Genomic DNA, 16,162 nt, shown 5'->3' with positions numbered 1-16,162 from the left:
GCCTCGACGGGCGCGTCGCGGGCGGGTGCTGTGCGGCGCAGGGTCGGAGCCGGCGTGTCGGCTTCCTGGAAGCGGTCGTGCGGCGCCTCGTCGAGGGCGAGGTCGACGCCGCTCTCCACATGGAAATCGAGATACGCGATCAGGTCGCGCTGTGCGTCCGCCGACGATGTCATGGGCATGATGTGGGGCGTGACGCACCTGTAGACAACGCGGCATCGGTGCCGTCGCCGCGCGGCGCCGAGACGCCGCGATGCGCGACTTGGCCGCTCGCGCGCGCTCTCCCCTGCCAGCGGCGGCTTGCCAACCTACATTGGAACGGGTTCAGAACGACAGCACACGGCGCATCCACCGATCGGCCCGCGTCAGCGGGCGGTCCGGGCGCACGAAAGAGACACGGCAGGAGACGACAGGCATGGCGCATCCCGAACGCGAGGGCATGGATTTCGACGTGGTCATCGTCGGCGCGGGGCCGGCCGGCCTCGCCGCGGCCATCCGCCTGAAGCAGCACGCCCATGAGAGCGGCGACGAGATCAACGTCGTCGTCGTCGAGAAGGGCTCCGAGGTCGGCGCCCACATCCTCTCGGGCGCCGTGATCGACCCGTCGGGCCTCGATACCCTGGTGCCGGACTGGCGCGACGATTCCGAGCGGCCGCTGAAGACCGCGGTGGAGCGCGACGAGTTCCTGTACCTGACCAAGAACAGCGGCGTGACGATGCCGAACCTGTTCTTCCCCAAGTTCATGTCGAACCACGGCAACTTCGTCGGCTCGCTGTCGAACGTCGCCAAGTATCTCGGCGCCAAGGCCGAGGCGCTGGGCGTCGAGATCTATCCGGGCTTCCCGGCCTCCGAGGTGCTCTACGACGACCGGGGCGTCGTCGTCGGCATCGCCACCGGCGACCTCGGCATCGCCAAGTCGGGCGAGCCGCGCGACGACTACACCCGCGGCATGGAGCTGCGCGGTAAGTACGTCATCTTTGGCGAGGGCGCCCGCGGATCGCTGACCAAGACCCTGATCGACCGGTTCGACCTCAACCGCCACAGCGACCACCAGAAGTACGGGCTCGGCGTGAAGGAGCTGTGGCAGCTCGCGCCCGGCAAGTTCGAGCCGGGCCTGGTGCGCCACTCGATGGGCTGGCCCCTGCCGAACAAGGCCGGCGGCGGCTCGTGGCTGTACCACTTCGACGACCACCTGCTCTCGGTCGGCTTCGTCACCCACCTGAACTACGAGAACCCGACCCTGTCGCCGTTCGAGGAGTTCCAGCGCTTCAAGACCCACCCGATGATCCGCGAGGTGTTCGAGGGCGCCAAGCGCATCGGCTATGGCGCGCGCGCGATCATGGAAGGCGGCTGGCAGTCGGTGCCGAAGCTCGTCTTCCCCGGCGGCTGCCTCGTGGGCGATTCCGCCGGCTTCGTGAACGTGCCGCGCATCAAGGGCTCGCACAACGCGGTCCTCTCCGGCATGCAGGCGGCCGACGCCATCGCCGACGCGCTGAAGGCGGGCCGCCAGGGCGACGAGCTCACCGCCTACGACGCCGGCTGGCGCGACAGCGCGATCGGCGCCGACCTCAAGGCGGTCCGCAACGTGAAGCCGCTCTGGTCGCGCTACGGCACCCTCGCGGGCGTGGGCCTCGGCGGCCTCGACATGTGGTCGAACACGCTGCTCAACGCCTCGCCCTTCGGCACGCTCAAGCACGGCAAGCCCGACCACGCCTGCACCAAGCCGATCTCCGAGGTGACGCCGATCGTCTACCCGAAGCCCGACGGCAAGCTCACTTTCGACCGGCTCTCCTCGGTCTACCTCTCGAACACCAACCACGAGGAGGACCAGCCGCCCCACCTGCAGGTGAAGGACGTGGGCCTGCAGAAGGCCTCCGAGCACGACGTGTTCGGCGGTCCCTCCGCGCGCTACTGCCCGGCCGGCGTCTACGAGTGGGTCGAGGATGCGGCGGCCGGGGACGGCGTGCGCTACCAGATCAACGCGCAGAACTGCGTCCACTGCAAGACCTGCGATATCAAGGACCCGAACCAGAACATCAATTGGGTGACGCCGGAGGGCCCGGGCGGACCGAACTACCCGAACATGTGATCAGGAGGCGGCCGGAGACCTGCTCCGGCGCAGAGCGTGTCTCCGACGCAGCGCGCCTCTCCCGGAGGGCTCCGGTGGAAGGAAAGCGCGCTCGCACGGCCTTGCGAGCCTAAGAATCGCGACGGGTGCTGCGGCCTTGAGCGGTCGTGCCCGCGCCATCCTTTCGCCTTGCGGGCGTGGCGGGAAGAGTCCAGTGTCCCCGCCGAATTCGGCGCCGCCTGGCCGCGATGGGCCGGCGCCCGCAGGAGCCGTGAACGGTGCCCATGACCGATGTCCGCCCCCGTCGCACCCGTTCGGTGCTCGCCCTGACGTTCGCCGCGAGCGTCTCGCTGTGCGGGCCCGCGCTCGCCGTGCAGCCGCGGGAGTCGAGCCCGATGTCGGAATACGAGCCGGCGGAGTCCCTCGAAGGCAACTTCCTCTCGGCCTACATCGCCGGCGCCTCGCGCGACACCGCGGCGGCTGCGAGCTTCTACCGCGAGGCGGTGAAGGCCGACCCGCGCAACACCGACCTTCTGGAGCGTGCCTTCGTCTCGCTCCTGGCCGACGGCGCCCTGCCCGACGCCTTCCGCGCGGCCGAACGCCTCGTCAACCGCGACTCCACCAACGGGCTCGCGCAGCTCTCGCTCGGCGTGCGGCAGATCAAGGCCGGCCAGTGGGCCGCCGCCCGCCAGAATTTTTCGCGCAGCGGACGCGGCGCGGCCGCCGACCTGACCGCGACGCTGCTCACCGCCTGGGCCTATGCCGGCGCCGGAGACGGCAAACGGGCGCTCGAGACCGTGAGCAAGCTCAAGGGTGAGCGCTACTACAACACCTTCCGCGACTACCATGCCGGCCTCATCGCCAGCGTCACCGGCGACCAGGCCGAGGCCGAGCGCCGCCTCAAGGCGGCCTACGAGGCCGACAAGAACACTCTGCGCATCGTCGACGCCTACGCCCGGTTCGAGGCCAATGCCGGCCGCACCGACCTGGCGATCCAGGCCTATTCCGACTTCGACGCGCTGATGCCGCGCCACCCGATCGTGCGCGACGCCCTCGACAAGCTGAAGGCCGGCAAGCCGCTCGCCCGCCTTGTCACCAACGCGCAGGAAGGCGCCGGCGAGGTGCTGTATGGGCTCGGCTCCGCCGGCTCCACGCAGGGCGACGAGCTGCCGGCGGTGGTCTACCTGCGGCTCGCCCTCTACCTCGCACCCGAGCACGCGCTGGCCCGCCTGACGCTGGCCGACACCCTCGACCGGATGAAGCAGCCGGAGAAGGCCAACGAGGCCTACGCCCAGATCCCCGCCACCTCGCCGCTGAAGCTCAACGCCGACATCCAGATCGGCCTCAACCTCGAGCAGGCGGGCAAGGGCGACGAGGCGCTTCAATATCTCGACGCCGCGATGAAGGCGCACCCGGACGACATCGACATCATCACGGCGCTGGGCAACGTCCAGCGCTCGCGCAAGAAGTACGAGGAGGCGGCCGAGACCTACAGCCGCGCGATCGCTCTGATCGGCGACCGGCCGCAGGCGAACTTCTGGACCACCTACTACTTCCGCGGCACCGCCTACGAGCGCGCCAAGCAGTGGCCGAAGGCCGAGGCCGACTTGAAGAAGGCCCTGGAGCTGGTCCCGGCGAGCCAGCCGGCGGCGAAGGCCCAGGTGCTGAACTACCTCGGCTATTCCTGGGTCGATCAGAAGATCAACATCGACGACGCCTTCAAGCTGCTCAAGCAGGCGGCCGACGCCAGCCCGCGCGACGGCATGATCGTCGACAGCCTCGGCTGGGCCTATTTCCGCCTCGGCCGTTGGGACGACGCCGTGCGCGAGCTGGAAAAGGCCGTCGAGCTGAAGCCGGGCGACCCGACCATCAACGACCACCTCGGCGACGCCTACTGGCGCGCCGGCCGCCGCCTCGAAGGCAAGTTCCAGTGGCAGCACGCCAAGGATCTCAACCCCGAGCCGGACGACTTCGTGCAGATCAACGAGAAGCTGAAGAACGGCCTGCCGGACACCGACAAGCCGACGGCCACCGCCGAGAACCCGCCGGCCCCGGTGGCGGCGCCGCACAATGCAGAGAACCCGGAACTTCCCAAGGGCGCCCCGGCCCCGACCGAGGCCCCCGGCGCGGCCGACAAGAAGAGCGGCGGCTGAACGGCCTTTCACCGATTCAATCCATCGTTCATGCCGGCTGCCAACCAGGGTAGCCGGCATTTCTTTGCGGCGCATCTTCGCTGGAGGCGTCGTCCACATCGGTCCAGAATACGCGATGGCACGTCTCACCACCCGCGCTCCTGCGAAGATCAACCTCACCTTGCACGTCCTCGGGCGTCGCCCCGGCGACGGGTATCACGTGCTCGAAAGCCTCGTGGCGTTTGCCGGCGCTTGCGACACGCTGACCCTCGATCCCGGTGCCGCGCTGTCGCTCGCGGTGAGCGGCCCGACCGCCGGGCCGGCCGGGCCGACCGGGGACAACCTCGTGATCCGGGCGGCGCGGCACCTCGCGGACGGCGTGCCGGATTTGAAGGTCGGGGCGTTCGACCTCGTCAAGCGCCTGCCGGTGGCGGCGGGCATCGGCGGCGGGTCGTCGGATGCGGCGGCCGCCCTGCGTCTCCTCGCGGAGCTGAACGGGCTCGCCCTCGACCACCCCGCGGTGATCGCCGCCGCGCGGGCGACGGGGGCCGACGTACCGGTCTGCCTCGATCCGCGGGCGCGGATGATGCGGGGCGCCGGCGAGGAGATCGGCCCGACGCTTGGGATCGCACCGCTGCCGGCGGTGCTGATCAATCCCGGCGTGCCGGTGCCGACGGCCCCCGTGTTCAAGGCGCTCGGACTTCAGGTCGGAGACAGGCTCGACGGCGCGGCGCATCCCGAGATCGGCGGCGGCGACGCCGACACGCTGCTCGCGGCGATCAGGCCGGCGCGCAACGACCTCGAAGCGCCGGCACTCACCGTGGCGCCGGTGATCGGCACGGCGCTGACGGCGTTGCGTACCCAGCCCGGGTGCCGGCTTGCGCGGATGTCGGGTTCGGGCGCGACGGTGTTCGCCGTGTTCGCCGACCGGCATGCGGCCTCGCGCGCGGCCCGGGCCATCGGTTCGGCCCAGCCTGGTTGGTGGACCGTCGCGACCTACCTGCGCTGACGGGCCGGCGCAGGCGCCGGCTCGCCACGACGAGGATCAGTGGACGCGCGAGACGCAGAAATCCACGACCTGCAGCAGCGCCGACTTCATCGGGCTTTCCGGGAACGGATCGAGCGCGTCCCGCGCCAGCGTGCCGTACTCGCGGGCGCGCGCCACCGTTTCCTCGAGGGCGTGGTGGCGCCGCAGGATCGTGTGGGCGGTCTCGAGGTCGCCCTCCTCCAGCGCGCCCTGCTCCAGCGTCCGCTGCCAGAACGTGCGCTCTTCCTCGGTGCCGCGGCGCACCGCGAGCACGATCGGCAGCGTGATCTTACCCTCGCGGAAGTCGTCGCCGACGTTCTTGCCGAGGGCCGCGCTGGTGCCGCCGTAATCGAGCACGTCGTCGATCAGCTGGAAGGCGATGCCCAGGTTCATGCCGTAGGCGCGGCACGCCTCCTGCTCCGCGACCGGGCGCCCGGCCAGTACCGGGCCGACTTCGCAGGCGGCTGCGAACAGCTCGGCGGTCTTGGCGCGGATCACCGCGAGGTACTCGTCCTCCGAGGTGCCGGTGTTCTTGGCGGCGGTGAGCTGCATCACCTCGCCCTCGGCGATCACGGTGGCGGCGGCCGAGAGGATGTCGAGGGCGCGCAGCGACCCGACCTCGACCATCATCCGGAAGGCCTGGCCCAGCAGGAAGTCGCCGACGAGCACGCTCGCCTCGTTGCCCCACTTGATCCGTGCGGCGACCCGGCCGCGGCGCATGTCGCTGCCGTCGACCACGTCGTCGTGCAGCAGGGTCGCGGTGTGCATGAATTCGACGCTGGCGGCGAGCTTCACGTCGCCGTCGATCCCCGCATAGCCGCAGAGGTCCGCGCTCGCGAGCGTGAGGATCGGGCGCAGTCGCTTGCCGCCGGAATCGATCAGGTGGTTGGCGACCTCGGGGATCATCGCCACGTCCGATCCGGTGCGCGACAGGATCTGGGCGTTCACCCGCTCCATGCCACCCGAGACCAAGGCCACGAGGTCGGCCAAGCTCGCCTCCGCGTCGGCGCGGCCCTCTTCGATGGAAACGACGACACCCAAGGTCCGATGCCTCCAGACCGATCTTTGATTGCAGCGCGCGATGCGCCACCCCTTCGCACGGGCTTCAGGGCACCGCAACATGCGCGCGTGAAACCGGATATGGTGCCGCCGCATGGATCGGCGCACGCGACGAAAGCGCCCTCCACCCGCGAACGGGGCCGCGATGACCGAACTGATCCGCACCAATGACATCGTCCTGATCGGCTTCGCGCAATCGCTGCTCGAGGGCGCTGATATCCCGGTCCTCGTGGCCGACAACCACATGAGCCTGATGGAGGGTTCGATCGGCGCCTTCCCCCGCCGCCTGCTGGTGCCCGGCGACCATGCGGCCCAGGCCCGCCGGCTCCTGCGCGACGCCGGGCTCGGCCACGAGCTGCGGGACGCGACCGCCTGACCATGCGCCAGACCTCGGATGCCGCGCCGGACGACTTCCTCGGCGGGTCCTTGCGCCTGCTGCAGCCGCCGCGCGGGAGCCACCGTGCTGGGACCGACGCGGTGCTTCTTTCGCGCCTGATCGAACCGAGGGCCGGGGACGTGATCTGCGACGTCGGAGCCGGGACGGGCGCCGTCGGGCTCGCCGCTGGCATCCGCGCGCCGGGCAGCCGCGTCATCCTGGTCGAGCGCGCGCCCGACCTCGCCGCATTGGCGCGCCGGAACGCCGAGGCCAACGCGATGGCTAATCGCGTCTCGGTCGTCGAGGCCGACGTGCTCGGTCCAGGGGCAGAACGCCGAGCCGCCACCCTCGTCTCCGGCAGCGCCGACATCGTGCTGACCAACCCGCCGTTCTTCGAGGCCGGTCGCCACCGCCCGTCGCCGGATGCAGGCAAGGCGGCCGCGCACGCATTTCCCCCCGGCGGATTGGAGGCCTGGATCCGCACTTGCACCGACCTTCTGCGGGCCGGCGGCCGGCTCGGGCTGATCCACAGGGCCGACGCGCTACCGCTCTGCCTCGACGCCCTGCGCAATCGGTTCGGCGGCGTCGCGATCCGCCCGGTCCACGCCCGGGCGGATCGTCCGGCGATCCGCATCCTCGTCAGCGCGACCAAGGGGAGCCGCGCCGCCCTGGAACTGCGTCCGTCCCTCGTCCTCCAAGGGGCGGACGGCGCCTTCACCGCCGAGGCGGACGCCCTACATCGCGGCCGGCCGTGGCCGCCATGAAGCCGTTTCGCTCCGGCCGAGTTCGTCTAGGGTATGGATCAGGTGGCGTGCTGGACACCGCCCGAGCGCATCTCAGTAGAACCGCAGGCGGCGGTGATGCCCGAAATGGTGGCGGTGATGGTGATGGCGGCGCCACTGGTGGTGGCGGTGCCAGCGGTGATGCCGGTGCCAGTGATGGCGGTGCCAGTGCCGGCGGCCGTGCCAGCGGGCGGTCTGCACGAGCGGTTCGGCGTCGGACTGGGCGACGGCGATCGGCACGCTCATCGGGGCGGCCTTCGCCGAGAGGCTCAACCCGGTCGCGCCGCCGAGCAGCGCGAGCACGACCATCAGAAATTTCCAGGATCGCATCGAGACGTCCTCTCCTCCCTGTGACACGGTCGAGGATCGCGCCCCCGCCCGGACGGAAACCACTCCGCCGGGCCTGAAACGGCGATGGGCCTGTTTCGGTTCGATCGACGACACGCGAAACACTTCGTCGTGCGACGACGGCCCCTTGGCGAAAGCCTTGCGCAAGCGGTGCCGATGACCAATTCGGAAGGCGCAACTCTTCCCGAGCAGAGCCCCCATGCCCCTCGCCGTTCCGGACTTCGTGCGTGCCCTGCTGCCGGCGCGCTTCCGCAAGGCGCGCCCGCGCGTCGCCGTCGTGCGGTTGAATGGCGCCATCGGCGCGGTCTCGCCGCTCCGTCCCGGCCTGTCGATCGGCACCGTGGCGGGTAGCCTCGAGCGCGCCTTCGAAACCCCGGGCGCGGTGGCGGTGGCGATCGTGATCAACTCGCCGGGCGGCGCGCCGGCCCAGTCGCACTTGATCCACCGGCGTATCCGCGACCTGGCGACGGAAAAGAAGCTGCCGGTCTACGCCTTCGTCGAGGACGTGGCGGCCTCCGGCGGCTACATGATCGCGTGCGCGGCCGACACCATCGTCGCCGACCCGACCTCGGTGGTCGGCTCGATCGGCGTGGTCTCGGCGGGTTTCGGGTTCGATAAGCTGCTCGCGCGCGTCGGCGTCGAGCGCCGCGTCCACACCCAAGGCGAAGCCAAGGCGATGCTCGATCCGTTCCGGCCGGAAGACCCGGCCGACGTCGAGCGCCTTTTGCTCATCCAAGCGGACGTGCAGGACCTGTTCACCAGCCTCGTCACGACGCGGCGCCCGACCTTGAAGGCCGGCGAGAACCTGTTCACCGGCGCGATCTGGACCGGTCGGCAGGCGTTGGAGCTCGGTCTAGTCGACGCGCTTGGCGACATCCGTTCGACCTTGAGGACCCGCTTCGGCGAGACCGTCGAGATGCGGCTCGTCGCGGAGGCGAAGGGGTCGTTCGTCAGCCGCCTCTTGCGTCGCGCGGCACCGGGCGGGATCGGCCTTGCGGACGAGACGATTGCCGCGGTGGAGGAGCGCGCCGCCTGGGCGCGCTTTGGTCTCTGAGCGGGACCGCCAAACCGGCGATCAGCGGACCAGGCAGGTGGCGTCCGGCGTGCCGTAGCCGCTGTAGACCACCCGCACTTTACGGGTGCAGCCCTCGGCCTTGATCGCGGGCGCCGCGACCGGGGCGACCTCGACCGGCATCACCGCGACCGGCACAGTCACCGTGGCGGTGTCTTCCACCGTCGCGAAAGCGCTGCTGGCGCTCATCACCAGGGGGGTGGCGACCAGCGAGGCGGCGACGAGGACCGCGAAGACGGTGACGTTCTTCTTGGCGAGGCTGCGCATGACTGATGTTCCGTGGCGTTCGGCCCCTGCGGGCGCCGGATATCCTGATGTCGGGCAATAAACTTGGCCGTGCCGATACGGTTCCGCTTGTCCGTCGAATTTGCGCCACATTCGGTGCGGGCCCGCACGCGCACCGGCCTAGCGGTTGCTCAATGGGGCGGCGCACGCTTAAACCCCGGGCGCCCTCCCCCCGCGCGACGACGAAGAAGCCCCATGCCGAGCGATGCCGATCTCAGCCCAAAGACCTCGTTCCAGGGCCTGATCCTGACGCTGCAGCGCTTCTGGGCGGCCAAGGGCTGCGTGATCTTGCAGCCCTACGACATGGAGGTCGGCGCCGGCACGTTCCATCCGGCCACGACCCTGCGGGCGCTCGGGCCCAAGCCCTGGAAAGCCGCCTACGTGCAGCCCTCGCGCCGGCCGAAGGACGGGCGCTACGGCGAGAACCCGAACCGGCTGCAGCACTACTACCAGTTCCAGGTGATCTTGAAGCCGAACCCGGACAACCTGCAGGAGCTCTACCTGGAATCGCTCGCCGCGATCGGCGTCGACCTCGCCCTGCACGACATCCGCTTCGTCGAGGACGACTGGGAGAGCCCCACCCTCGGCGCCTGGGGCCTTGGCTGGGAATGCTGGTGCGACGGCATGGAGGTGAGCCAGTTCACCTACTTCCAGCAGGTCGCGGGCCTCGAATGCGCGCCGGTGGCGGGTGAGCTGACCTACGGGCTGGAGCGGCTGGCGATGTACGTCCAGGGCGTCGAGAACGTCTACGATTTGAACTTCAACGGCGGCGCGGGCGCCGACAAGGTGACCTACGGCGACGTGTTCCTGCAGGCCGAGCAGGAATACTCGCGGCACAACTTCGAGGCGGCCGACACGACGATGCTGTTCCGCCAATTCGCCGACGCCGAAAAGGCCTGCCGCAGCTACCTCGACGCCGGCGCGCCGGAGCGCGAGGGCGCCCGCCATCGCATGGTGCAGCCGGCCTACGACCAGTGCATCAAGGCGAGCCACGTCTTCAACCTGCTCGACGCACGCGGCGTGATCTCGGTGACCGAGCGCCAGAGCTACATCCTGCGGGTGCGCGAGCTGGCCAAGGCCTGCGGCGCAGCCTGGCTGCTGACGGAGGCCGGCGGCGCCCCGGCCGCGGCATGAACCGCGTCGCGCTCGCCGCCTTGGCCCTGGTCTGCCTCGCCAATCCAGCTGCGGCGCAATCCGCCACCGACCCGGTCGAGACCGTGCGCGCCTTCTACGCCAAGGACGACACCGGGGCCGTCGGCTTCTACGCCAAGCGTCTGCGCGCGCTCTACGAGCGGGATCGCCGCGAGGCCGGGAACGAGGTCGGCCGCCTCGATTTCGCGTTCACTGTCAACGGGCAGGACACCGAGGCGAATTGGCAAAAGACTCTGAAGCTGGTCGCGCTCTCTGACGATCATGAACGCGCGCAGGTGCAGGCGACCTTCCGCAACTTCACGCCGCAGGATCTGCGCTACGATCTCGTGCGCGAGGACGGGCGCTGGCTGATCGCCGACGTGCGGTCGATGACAGGCCAGACCTGGGATCTGGTGACAATCCTGTCGTCGAAGCTGCCATAGGCGCATCGCGAAGCGGATATCGGCGGTGGCATCCCGCGCCTTCCGCGTCGCTTCGTCTCGACGGACGCCGAGCGGGCGTCTATTCCCGCGCGCATGCCCGATTTGCTGCTCGAACTCCGCTCCGAAGAAATCCCGGCCCGCATGCAGCGGCGTGCGGCCGAGGACCTGAAGAAGCTCGTCACCGACGCCCTGGTCGAGCGCGGCGACAAGATCGGCACCGGCGAATCGCGAGAAGTGCTGGAGACGGTGCGCATGTTCGCCCACGACAAGGGCTGGCTGCGCCGGATGCGCGAGGCGGTGGTCTCCGGCCTCACCGCGGAGGCCGCGGTCGAGCGGGTCCAGTCGGACAACCGCGCGCGGATGATGCGCCAGAGCGACCCGTACCTGCGCGACCGCCTGCACGACCTCGACGACCTCGCCAACCGCCTGCTGCGCCGCCTCACCGGCCAGGAGGGCGCGGGCTCAGGCGCGTTCCTGCCCGACAACGCCATCCTGGTCGCCCGCTCGATGGGGCCGGCGGCGCTCCTCGACTACGACCCGTCTCGGTTGCGCGGCGTGGTGCTGGAGGAGGGCGGCCCGACCAGCCATATCGCGATCGTCGCGCGGGCTTTGGGCATCCCCGCCGTCGGCGAGGTCGAGAACGCGACGGCGCTCTGCGATTCCGGCGATGCGATCATCGTCGACGGCGTCTCGGGCGAGGTCCAGGTCCGCCCCGGACCCGAGATCGAGGCGGCCTATGCCGAGATGGTGCGCCTGCGCGCCAAGCGGCAGGAACAATATCGGGCGCTGCGCGACGTGCCCGCGATCACCCGCGACGGCATCCGCATCGGGCTCCACCTCAACGCCGGCCTCCTCGTCGACCTCGGGCACCTGAACGAAACCGGCGCCGAGGGCATCGGCCTGTTCCGCACCGAGCTGCAGTTCATGGTGGCGCAGCGGATGCCGTCGGCGGCCGAGCAGCAGGCGCTCTACGAGGCGGTGTTTTCCGCCACCGGCGACCGGCCGGTGACGATCCGGACGCTCGACATCGGCGGCGACAAGATCCTGCCGTACATGCCCAAGCTCGAGGAGGAGAACCCGGCGCTCGGCTGGCGCGCGATCCGCATCGGCCTCGACCGGCCGGCGCTGCTGCGGGTCCAGCTGCGGGCGCTGCTGCGGGCGGCGGCCGGGCGGCCGCTCAAGATCATGTTCCCGATGGTGGCCACCGTCGACGAGTTCGTGCGGGCCAAGGCCATCGTCGATCGCGAGAAGGCGCACCTGCGCCGCCACGGCCATCCGCTTCCGAGCGATTGCCGCCTCGGCGCCATGGTCGAGGTGCCCTCGCTGCTGTTCCAGATCGACGAAATCGCGAAGGTCGCCGACTTCCTGTCGGTCGGCTCGAACGACCTCATGCAGTTCCTGTTCGCGGTCGATCGCGAGAACCGCCGGGTCGCCGACCGGTTCGATCCGCTCTGCGCCGCCGCGATCCGCGCCTTCCGGCTGATCGCCGAGCGCGCCGACGCGGCCGGGTGCCCGGTGACGGTGTGCGGCGAGATCGGCGGCCGTCCGCTCGAAGCGATGGCGCTGATCGGGATGGGGTTCCGCGACCTCTCGATGTCGCCGGCCTCCATCGGCCCGATCAAGGCGATGGTGCTGAGCCTCGACGCGCGGGCGATCGCCGACGTGATCGACGCCGAGATGGCCCGCTCTCACGACGGCGCCTCGCTCCGCCCGGCGCTCGCCGCCTTCGCCAAGGCCCACGGCATCCCGGTCTGAGCGCACTGCGCGTCAAAACCGGTCTCGTTTCCGTCAGCGTCCCAGAGTAGACCCCGGTCGATGATTCCCTTTCCCCCCGACCGCCTCGACGCCATCCTCGTGCGCCACGACATCGTCACCGGCACCCTCGCGGCTGGCGACGGAAGCTCGGAGAGCATCGTCCAGCTCTCCCGCGAGCTGTCGGACCTCGATCCCGTCGTCGCCGGCATCCATGCCTACCGTGCCGCCGCCGCCAACCTCGCCGAGGTCGAAGCGCTGATCGACGAGCCCGGCGGCGACCCGGAGATGCGCGCGCTGGCCGCCGCCGAGAAGCCCGACGCCGAGGACGCGCTGATCAAGGCGCATCGCGATCTGCAGCTGATGCTGCTGCCCAAGGACGCGGCCGACGAGAAGAGCGCGATCCTCGAAATCCGAGCCGGCACCGGCGGCGACGAGGCGGCGCTCTTCGCCGGCGACCTGTTCCGGATGTACGCGAAGTACGCCGACACCAAGGGCTGGAAGGTCGAGGTGATCTCCGAGAGCGAGGGCACGGTCGGCGGCTACCGCGAGGTCGTGGCGGAGGTGAAGGGGCGTGGCGTGTTCGCCCGCCTGAAGTTCGAGAGCGGCGCTCACCGCGTCCAGCGCGTGCCTGACACCGAGGCGCAGGGGCGGATCCACACCTCCGCCGCCACCGTGGCGGTGCTGCCCGAGGCCGAGGAGGTGGACATCGTCGTCAACGATTCCGACCTGAAGATCGACACCATGCGCTCGCAGGGCGCCGGCGGTCAGCACGTGAATAAGACCGAATCGGCGATCCGCATCACCCACCTGCCGTCGGGGATCGTGATCTTCGTCCAGGAGGAGCGCTCCCAGCACAAGAACCGCGCCCGCGCGATGTCGCTGCTGCGCGCCAAGCTCTACGACGCCGAGCGTACAGCCAAGGATGCCGTCCGCGCCGCCGACCGCAAGTCGCAGGTCGGCACCGGCGACCGCTCCGAGCGCATCCGCACCTACAACTTCCCGCAAGGCCGGGTCACCGACCACCGCATCAACCTCACCCTGTACAAGCTGGAGGAGATGCTCGCCGGCACCGCGCTGGACGAACTCGTCGACGCCCTGGTCACCGAGCACCAAGCCGAGCTGCTGGCCGCCGAAGGCATGTCGTGAGCCCGTACCGCGTAAGGCTGGCCGCAGCGCGGCTCCCTCTCCCATGGGGAGAGGGGTGGGGTGAGGGGCGTGACCTCTCCGGACGGTTCTCATCCCTCACCCTGTCCCCCTCCGCCCCGGAAGAGGGGACCCGCGCCATGCTCGGACAGCGTGCCGCTGTTGCATCCGCTGAATTGCGGGCCTCGGCGAAGCAGCCTTGAGCGCCGCAGCGATCGTGCATCCCGCCGACAGCCGCAGCGATGCGCTTCGGCGTCTCACCAGCACCTTCGTAGCCGAGGGTGTGCCCGAGGGCGACGCCCGCTTCCTGATGCTCGGCGTGCTCGATCTTCGCGCGATCGACCTCGCGCTGCACGGGCAACGTGTACTCGGGCCGGGAGAGGCGAATAGGCTGGAGGTCGCAGCAAGGCGCCGCCTGTCCGGCGAGCCCGTGGCTCGCATCCTCGGGGCGTGGGAGTTCTGGGGCTTGCCGTTCCGCCTGTCGCCGGAGACGCTGGTGCCACGGCCGGACACCGAGACCCTGGTCGAGGCGACGCTCGCCTCGATCCCCGACCACGCGGCGCCGGTCCGCATCCTCGATCTCGGCACCGGCAGCGGCTGCATCCTCGTCGCCTTGCTGAGCGCGCTGCCGAACGCCACCGGGATCGGGCTAGACCGGTCGTGGGGCGCCCTGAGGACGGCGCGCGCGAACGCGCGCGACAACGGCGTCGCCGAGCGCGCCGGCTTCGTCGCCGGCGATTGGTGCGATGCCCTCGGCGCCCCGTTCGACCGCGTGGTCTCGAACCCGCCCTATATCGCGAGCCCGGTGATCACTGGGCTCGACCGCGAGGTGCGCGAGCACGACCCCCTCGCGGCCCTCGACGGCGGCGATGACAGCCTCGGCGCCTATCGGCGGATCGTTGGGGCGGTGTCTCGGGGCCTGCTGGCGCCGGGCGGCTCGCTCCATCTCGAAATCGGCTACGATCAGGCCGAGGCCGTGACCGACTTGGGGGCGACGGCCGGCCTTCGACCGGGCGGCATCGTGCGCGATCTCGCCGGGCACGCACGGGTCGCATCGTTCACCTCGAGCGCCGAAGCGGTGTCCGCGTAGCGGATTCGCGGCAACGATCCTGCGAAAGGCGACGAAATCCCCATCACGTTTTTGCAGGAACGGCCCGTGCGACTTGCGGTTCGTGGACGATCCGTTAAGAGTACCGATCGTAGGTTCGGCATGGGTCATCCTTCGCGGGATGTCGGCCGAGCGCTCCACCGCCGATCAGACGCAGGCTCGGATTCGAGCAGCGGCGCGGCGGTTTTCGAACCGGACAATCGACACGCGTCTTGGACGCAAGCGTAGGCCCCGAGGTATCGGGACAGACGGCTGGTAGGCGAGCGGTTCGTGGATCAAGTCCGATGATCCCTCCGCGGGCGCCGGCGAGGACCCGCCTGGCGGCGCCTCGGGAGCCCGGCCCCACAGCCCGAACCCCAGACCAGACGCGCTCGCAGTAACGAGGGTCATCTGAGACCGATGAGACCAAACCAGAACCGACGGGTGCGCGGCCGGAACCGGCCGAAGGGCCCGAATCCGTTGACGCGGTCCTACGAATCCAACGGTCCCGACGTCAAAGTCCGCGGCACCGCCCAGCATATCGCCGACAAGTACGCGCAGCTCGCGCGCGACGCGCAGGCGGCGGGCGACCCGGTGGCGGCGGAAAACTATTTCCAGCACGGCGAGCACTATTTCCGGATCATCTCCGGCGCCCAGGAGCAGGGCCGCCCGCAGGCTGGCGCCGGCTACGCCTCCCGCGCCTACGACGACGACATGGAAGACGGTGACGACGAGCAGGGCGGCGAGGCCAACGGCCAGGGCTATGCCGGCTACGCCGCCGAGTACGGCGATCCCGGCCAGCAGCCGCAGCCCTACGACAACCGCGGCGAGGGCGGCCAGCAGGACGGGCGCCAGGATCGCAACCAGAACGATCGCGGCCAGAACGACCGGTTCGGCCAAAACCAGAACCGCGGCGACCGGCAGGAGCGCCGCGACCGCTTCCAGAACAACCGCAACGACCGGCCGCGCTTCGACAACGGCGCCCGCTTCGACAACCAGCGCCCGGACGGCAACCGTCAGGACGGCAATCGGCAGGATCAGCCGCGCCAGGATAACGGCCAGCGCTCCGACTACGACCGTCAGGACGCGCCCCGGCAGACCTTCAATCGCCAGGAGAACGGGCGGCAAGAGAACGGGCGCCAAGAGAACGGGCGCCAAGAGAACGGGCGGCAGGAGTATCCTCGCCAGGAGAACAGGCAAGAGAACCGGCAAGAGAACCGGGCCGAGTTCACCCGCCGGGACCAGCCGCGCGAGGACGTGTCTCGGCAGGACATCGCGCGACAGGACCCGTCGCGCCAGGAGCAGCCCCGCACCGACGCGCCGCGCGACAGCCGCTACGAGAACGGACGCACGGAACAGCCGCGCCGCGAGTCGCGCCAGGACGTCCGCACCGAGGCACCCGTCCGCGCCGAGGCGCCCGTGCGTGCCGAAGCGCCGGTGCGCCCGGACTCCCCGGC

Annotated in this window: 14 protein-coding genes and 2 pseudogenes; 12 read left to right on the top strand and 4 right to left on the bottom strand. The window is 70.3% G+C overall.

Features of this window, described 5'->3' with window-relative positions:
- Positions 1 to 173 (bottom strand): annotated as a pseudogene (locus tag FV222_RS30990) (uracil-DNA glycosylase); the annotation flags it as partial.
- A gap of 239 nt (positions 174 to 412) precedes the next feature.
- On the opposite strand from FV222_RS30990, the gene FV222_RS05725 reads away from it, so the two are divergent.
- The 3 genes from FV222_RS05725 (at position 413) to FV222_RS05715 (ending at position 5,206) form a co-directional block, all read left to right on the top strand.
- A complete protein-coding gene (locus FV222_RS05725; RefSeq protein WP_147813388.1) occupies positions 413 to 2,086 on the top strand; it encodes an electron transfer flavoprotein-ubiquinone oxidoreductase in 1,674 nt (557 codons plus the stop codon).
- Between the two features lie 263 nt (positions 2,087 to 2,349).
- The gene (locus FV222_RS05720; RefSeq protein WP_147813387.1) at positions 2,350 to 4,218 is read left to right on the top strand and encodes a tetratricopeptide repeat protein; all 1,869 of its coding nucleotides are present in this window, start codon (positions 2,350 to 2,352) and stop codon (positions 4,216 to 4,218) included.
- Between the two features lie 115 nt (positions 4,219 to 4,333).
- Positions 4,334 to 5,206, top strand: a complete 873-nt coding sequence (locus tag FV222_RS05715; RefSeq protein WP_147751064.1) for a 4-(cytidine 5'-diphospho)-2-C-methyl-D-erythritol kinase — start codon at positions 4,334 to 4,336, stop codon at positions 5,204 to 5,206.
- Between the two features lie 36 nt (positions 5,207 to 5,242).
- Here the strand turns inward: FV222_RS05715 and FV222_RS05710 are convergent, their stop codons facing one another.
- Positions 5,243 to 6,265 carry a polyprenyl synthetase family protein gene (locus FV222_RS05710; protein WP_187277230.1) on the bottom strand — a complete coding sequence of 341 codons (1,023 nt, stop codon included), beginning with the start codon at positions 6,263 to 6,265 and terminating at the stop codon, positions 5,243 to 5,245.
- Between the two features lie 163 nt (positions 6,266 to 6,428).
- Between FV222_RS05710 and FV222_RS05705 the strand changes: the two genes are divergently transcribed.
- Positions 6,429 to 6,659, top strand: coding sequence for a DUF2007 domain-containing protein (locus tag FV222_RS05705; protein ID WP_147751062.1), 231 nt, complete (start codon positions 6,429 to 6,431; stop codon positions 6,657 to 6,659).
- A 2-nt stretch (positions 6,660 to 6,661) separates the two neighbouring features.
- The gene (locus FV222_RS05700; protein WP_147813383.1) at positions 6,662 to 7,423 is read left to right on the top strand and encodes a methyltransferase; all 762 of its coding nucleotides are present in this window, start codon (positions 6,662 to 6,664) and stop codon (positions 7,421 to 7,423) included.
- A 72-nt stretch (positions 7,424 to 7,495) separates the two neighbouring features.
- On the opposite strand, the gene FV222_RS05695 is transcribed toward FV222_RS05700, so the two are convergent.
- Positions 7,496 to 7,771 (bottom strand): hypothetical protein, encoded by a 276-nt coding sequence (locus tag FV222_RS05695; RefSeq protein ID WP_147813381.1) that lies wholly within the window; start codon positions 7,769 to 7,771, stop codon positions 7,496 to 7,498.
- A gap of 217 nt (positions 7,772 to 7,988) precedes the next feature.
- Here FV222_RS05695 and FV222_RS05690 point away from each other — a divergent pair, with 217 nt between their 5' ends.
- Complete coding sequence (locus tag FV222_RS05690) at positions 7,989 to 8,843, top strand: S49 family peptidase (protein WP_147761472.1); 855 nt, start codon at positions 7,989 to 7,991, stop codon at positions 8,841 to 8,843.
- Between the two features lie 21 nt (positions 8,844 to 8,864).
- On the opposite strand, the gene FV222_RS05685 is transcribed toward FV222_RS05690, so the two are convergent.
- Positions 8,865 to 9,128 carry a hypothetical protein gene (locus tag FV222_RS05685; RefSeq protein WP_147761471.1) on the bottom strand — a complete coding sequence of 88 codons (264 nt, stop codon included), beginning with the start codon at positions 9,126 to 9,128 and terminating at the stop codon, positions 8,865 to 8,867.
- A 213-nt stretch (positions 9,129 to 9,341) separates the two neighbouring features.
- Between FV222_RS05685 and FV222_RS05680 the strand changes: the two genes are divergently transcribed.
- The 6 genes and pseudogenes from FV222_RS05680 to FV222_RS05655 form a co-directional block, all read left to right on the top strand.
- The gene (locus FV222_RS05680) at positions 9,342 to 10,280 is read left to right on the top strand and encodes a glycine--tRNA ligase subunit alpha (protein ID WP_147813379.1); all 939 of its coding nucleotides are present in this window, start codon (positions 9,342 to 9,344) and stop codon (positions 10,278 to 10,280) included.
- Positions 10,277 to 10,720, top strand: a complete 444-nt coding sequence (locus FV222_RS05675) for a DUF3828 domain-containing protein (protein ID WP_147813377.1) — start codon at positions 10,277 to 10,279, stop codon at positions 10,718 to 10,720. Before FV222_RS05680 ends, FV222_RS05675 begins: the two co-directional genes overlap by 4 nt.
- 141 nt (positions 10,721 to 10,861) lie before the next feature.
- Positions 10,862 to 12,475: pseudogene (gene ptsP / locus FV222_RS05670) on the top strand (phosphoenolpyruvate--protein phosphotransferase); the annotation flags it as partial.
- Between the two features lie 60 nt (positions 12,476 to 12,535).
- Positions 12,536 to 13,621 carry a peptide chain release factor 1 gene (gene prfA / locus FV222_RS05665; protein WP_147751084.1) on the top strand — a complete coding sequence of 362 codons (1,086 nt, stop codon included), beginning with the start codon at positions 12,536 to 12,538 and terminating at the stop codon, positions 13,619 to 13,621.
- Between the two features lie 196 nt (positions 13,622 to 13,817).
- Positions 13,818 to 14,708 (top strand): peptide chain release factor N(5)-glutamine methyltransferase, encoded by an 891-nt coding sequence (gene prmC / locus FV222_RS05660; RefSeq protein WP_246685336.1) that lies wholly within the window; start codon positions 13,818 to 13,820, stop codon positions 14,706 to 14,708.
- 477 nt (positions 14,709 to 15,185) lie between these two features.
- Positions 15,186 to 16,162, top strand: a 977-nt coding sequence (locus FV222_RS05655) for a DUF4167 domain-containing protein (RefSeq protein WP_348644930.1), incomplete at its 3' end; no start/stop codon positions are given.

It is taken from the genome of Methylobacterium sp. WL103, assembly GCF_008039885.1.
GTDB classification, from domain to species: Bacteria; Pseudomonadota; Alphaproteobacteria; order Rhizobiales; family Beijerinckiaceae; genus Methylobacterium; species Methylobacterium cerastii.
The sequence above is the reverse complement of the archived record's forward strand: the minus strand, read 5'-3'. Positions and strand labels throughout refer to the sequence as shown.

Coding starts and splice junctions, on each gene's coding strand:
- FV222_RS05725 (WP_147813388.1), top strand. CDS start 413: ATGGCGCATCCCGAACGCGAGGGCATGGATTTCGACGTGGTCATCGTC.
- FV222_RS05720 (WP_147813387.1), top strand. CDS start 2,350: ATGACCGATGTCCGCCCCCGTCGCACCCGTTCGGTGCTCGCCCTGACG.
- FV222_RS05715 (WP_147751064.1), top strand. CDS start 4,334: ATGGCACGTCTCACCACCCGCGCTCCTGCGAAGATCAACCTCACCTTG.
- FV222_RS05705 (WP_147751062.1), top strand. CDS start 6,429: ATGACCGAACTGATCCGCACCAATGACATCGTCCTGATCGGCTTCGCG.
- FV222_RS05700 (WP_147813383.1), top strand. CDS start 6,662: ATGCGCCAGACCTCGGATGCCGCGCCGGACGACTTCCTCGGCGGGTCC.
- FV222_RS05695 (WP_147813381.1), bottom strand. CDS start 7,771: ATGCGATCCTGGAAATTTCTGATGGTCGTGCTCGCGCTGCTCGGCGGC.
- FV222_RS05690 (WP_147761472.1), top strand. CDS start 7,989: ATGCCCCTCGCCGTTCCGGACTTCGTGCGTGCCCTGCTGCCGGCGCGC.
- FV222_RS05685 (WP_147761471.1), bottom strand. CDS start 9,128: ATGCGCAGCCTCGCCAAGAAGAACGTCACCGTCTTCGCGGTCCTCGTC.
- FV222_RS05680 (WP_147813379.1), top strand. CDS start 9,342: ATGCCGAGCGATGCCGATCTCAGCCCAAAGACCTCGTTCCAGGGCCTG.
- FV222_RS05675 (WP_147813377.1), top strand. CDS start 10,277: ATGAACCGCGTCGCGCTCGCCGCCTTGGCCCTGGTCTGCCTCGCCAAT.
- prfA (WP_147751084.1), top strand. CDS start 12,536: ATGATTCCCTTTCCCCCCGACCGCCTCGACGCCATCCTCGTGCGCCAC.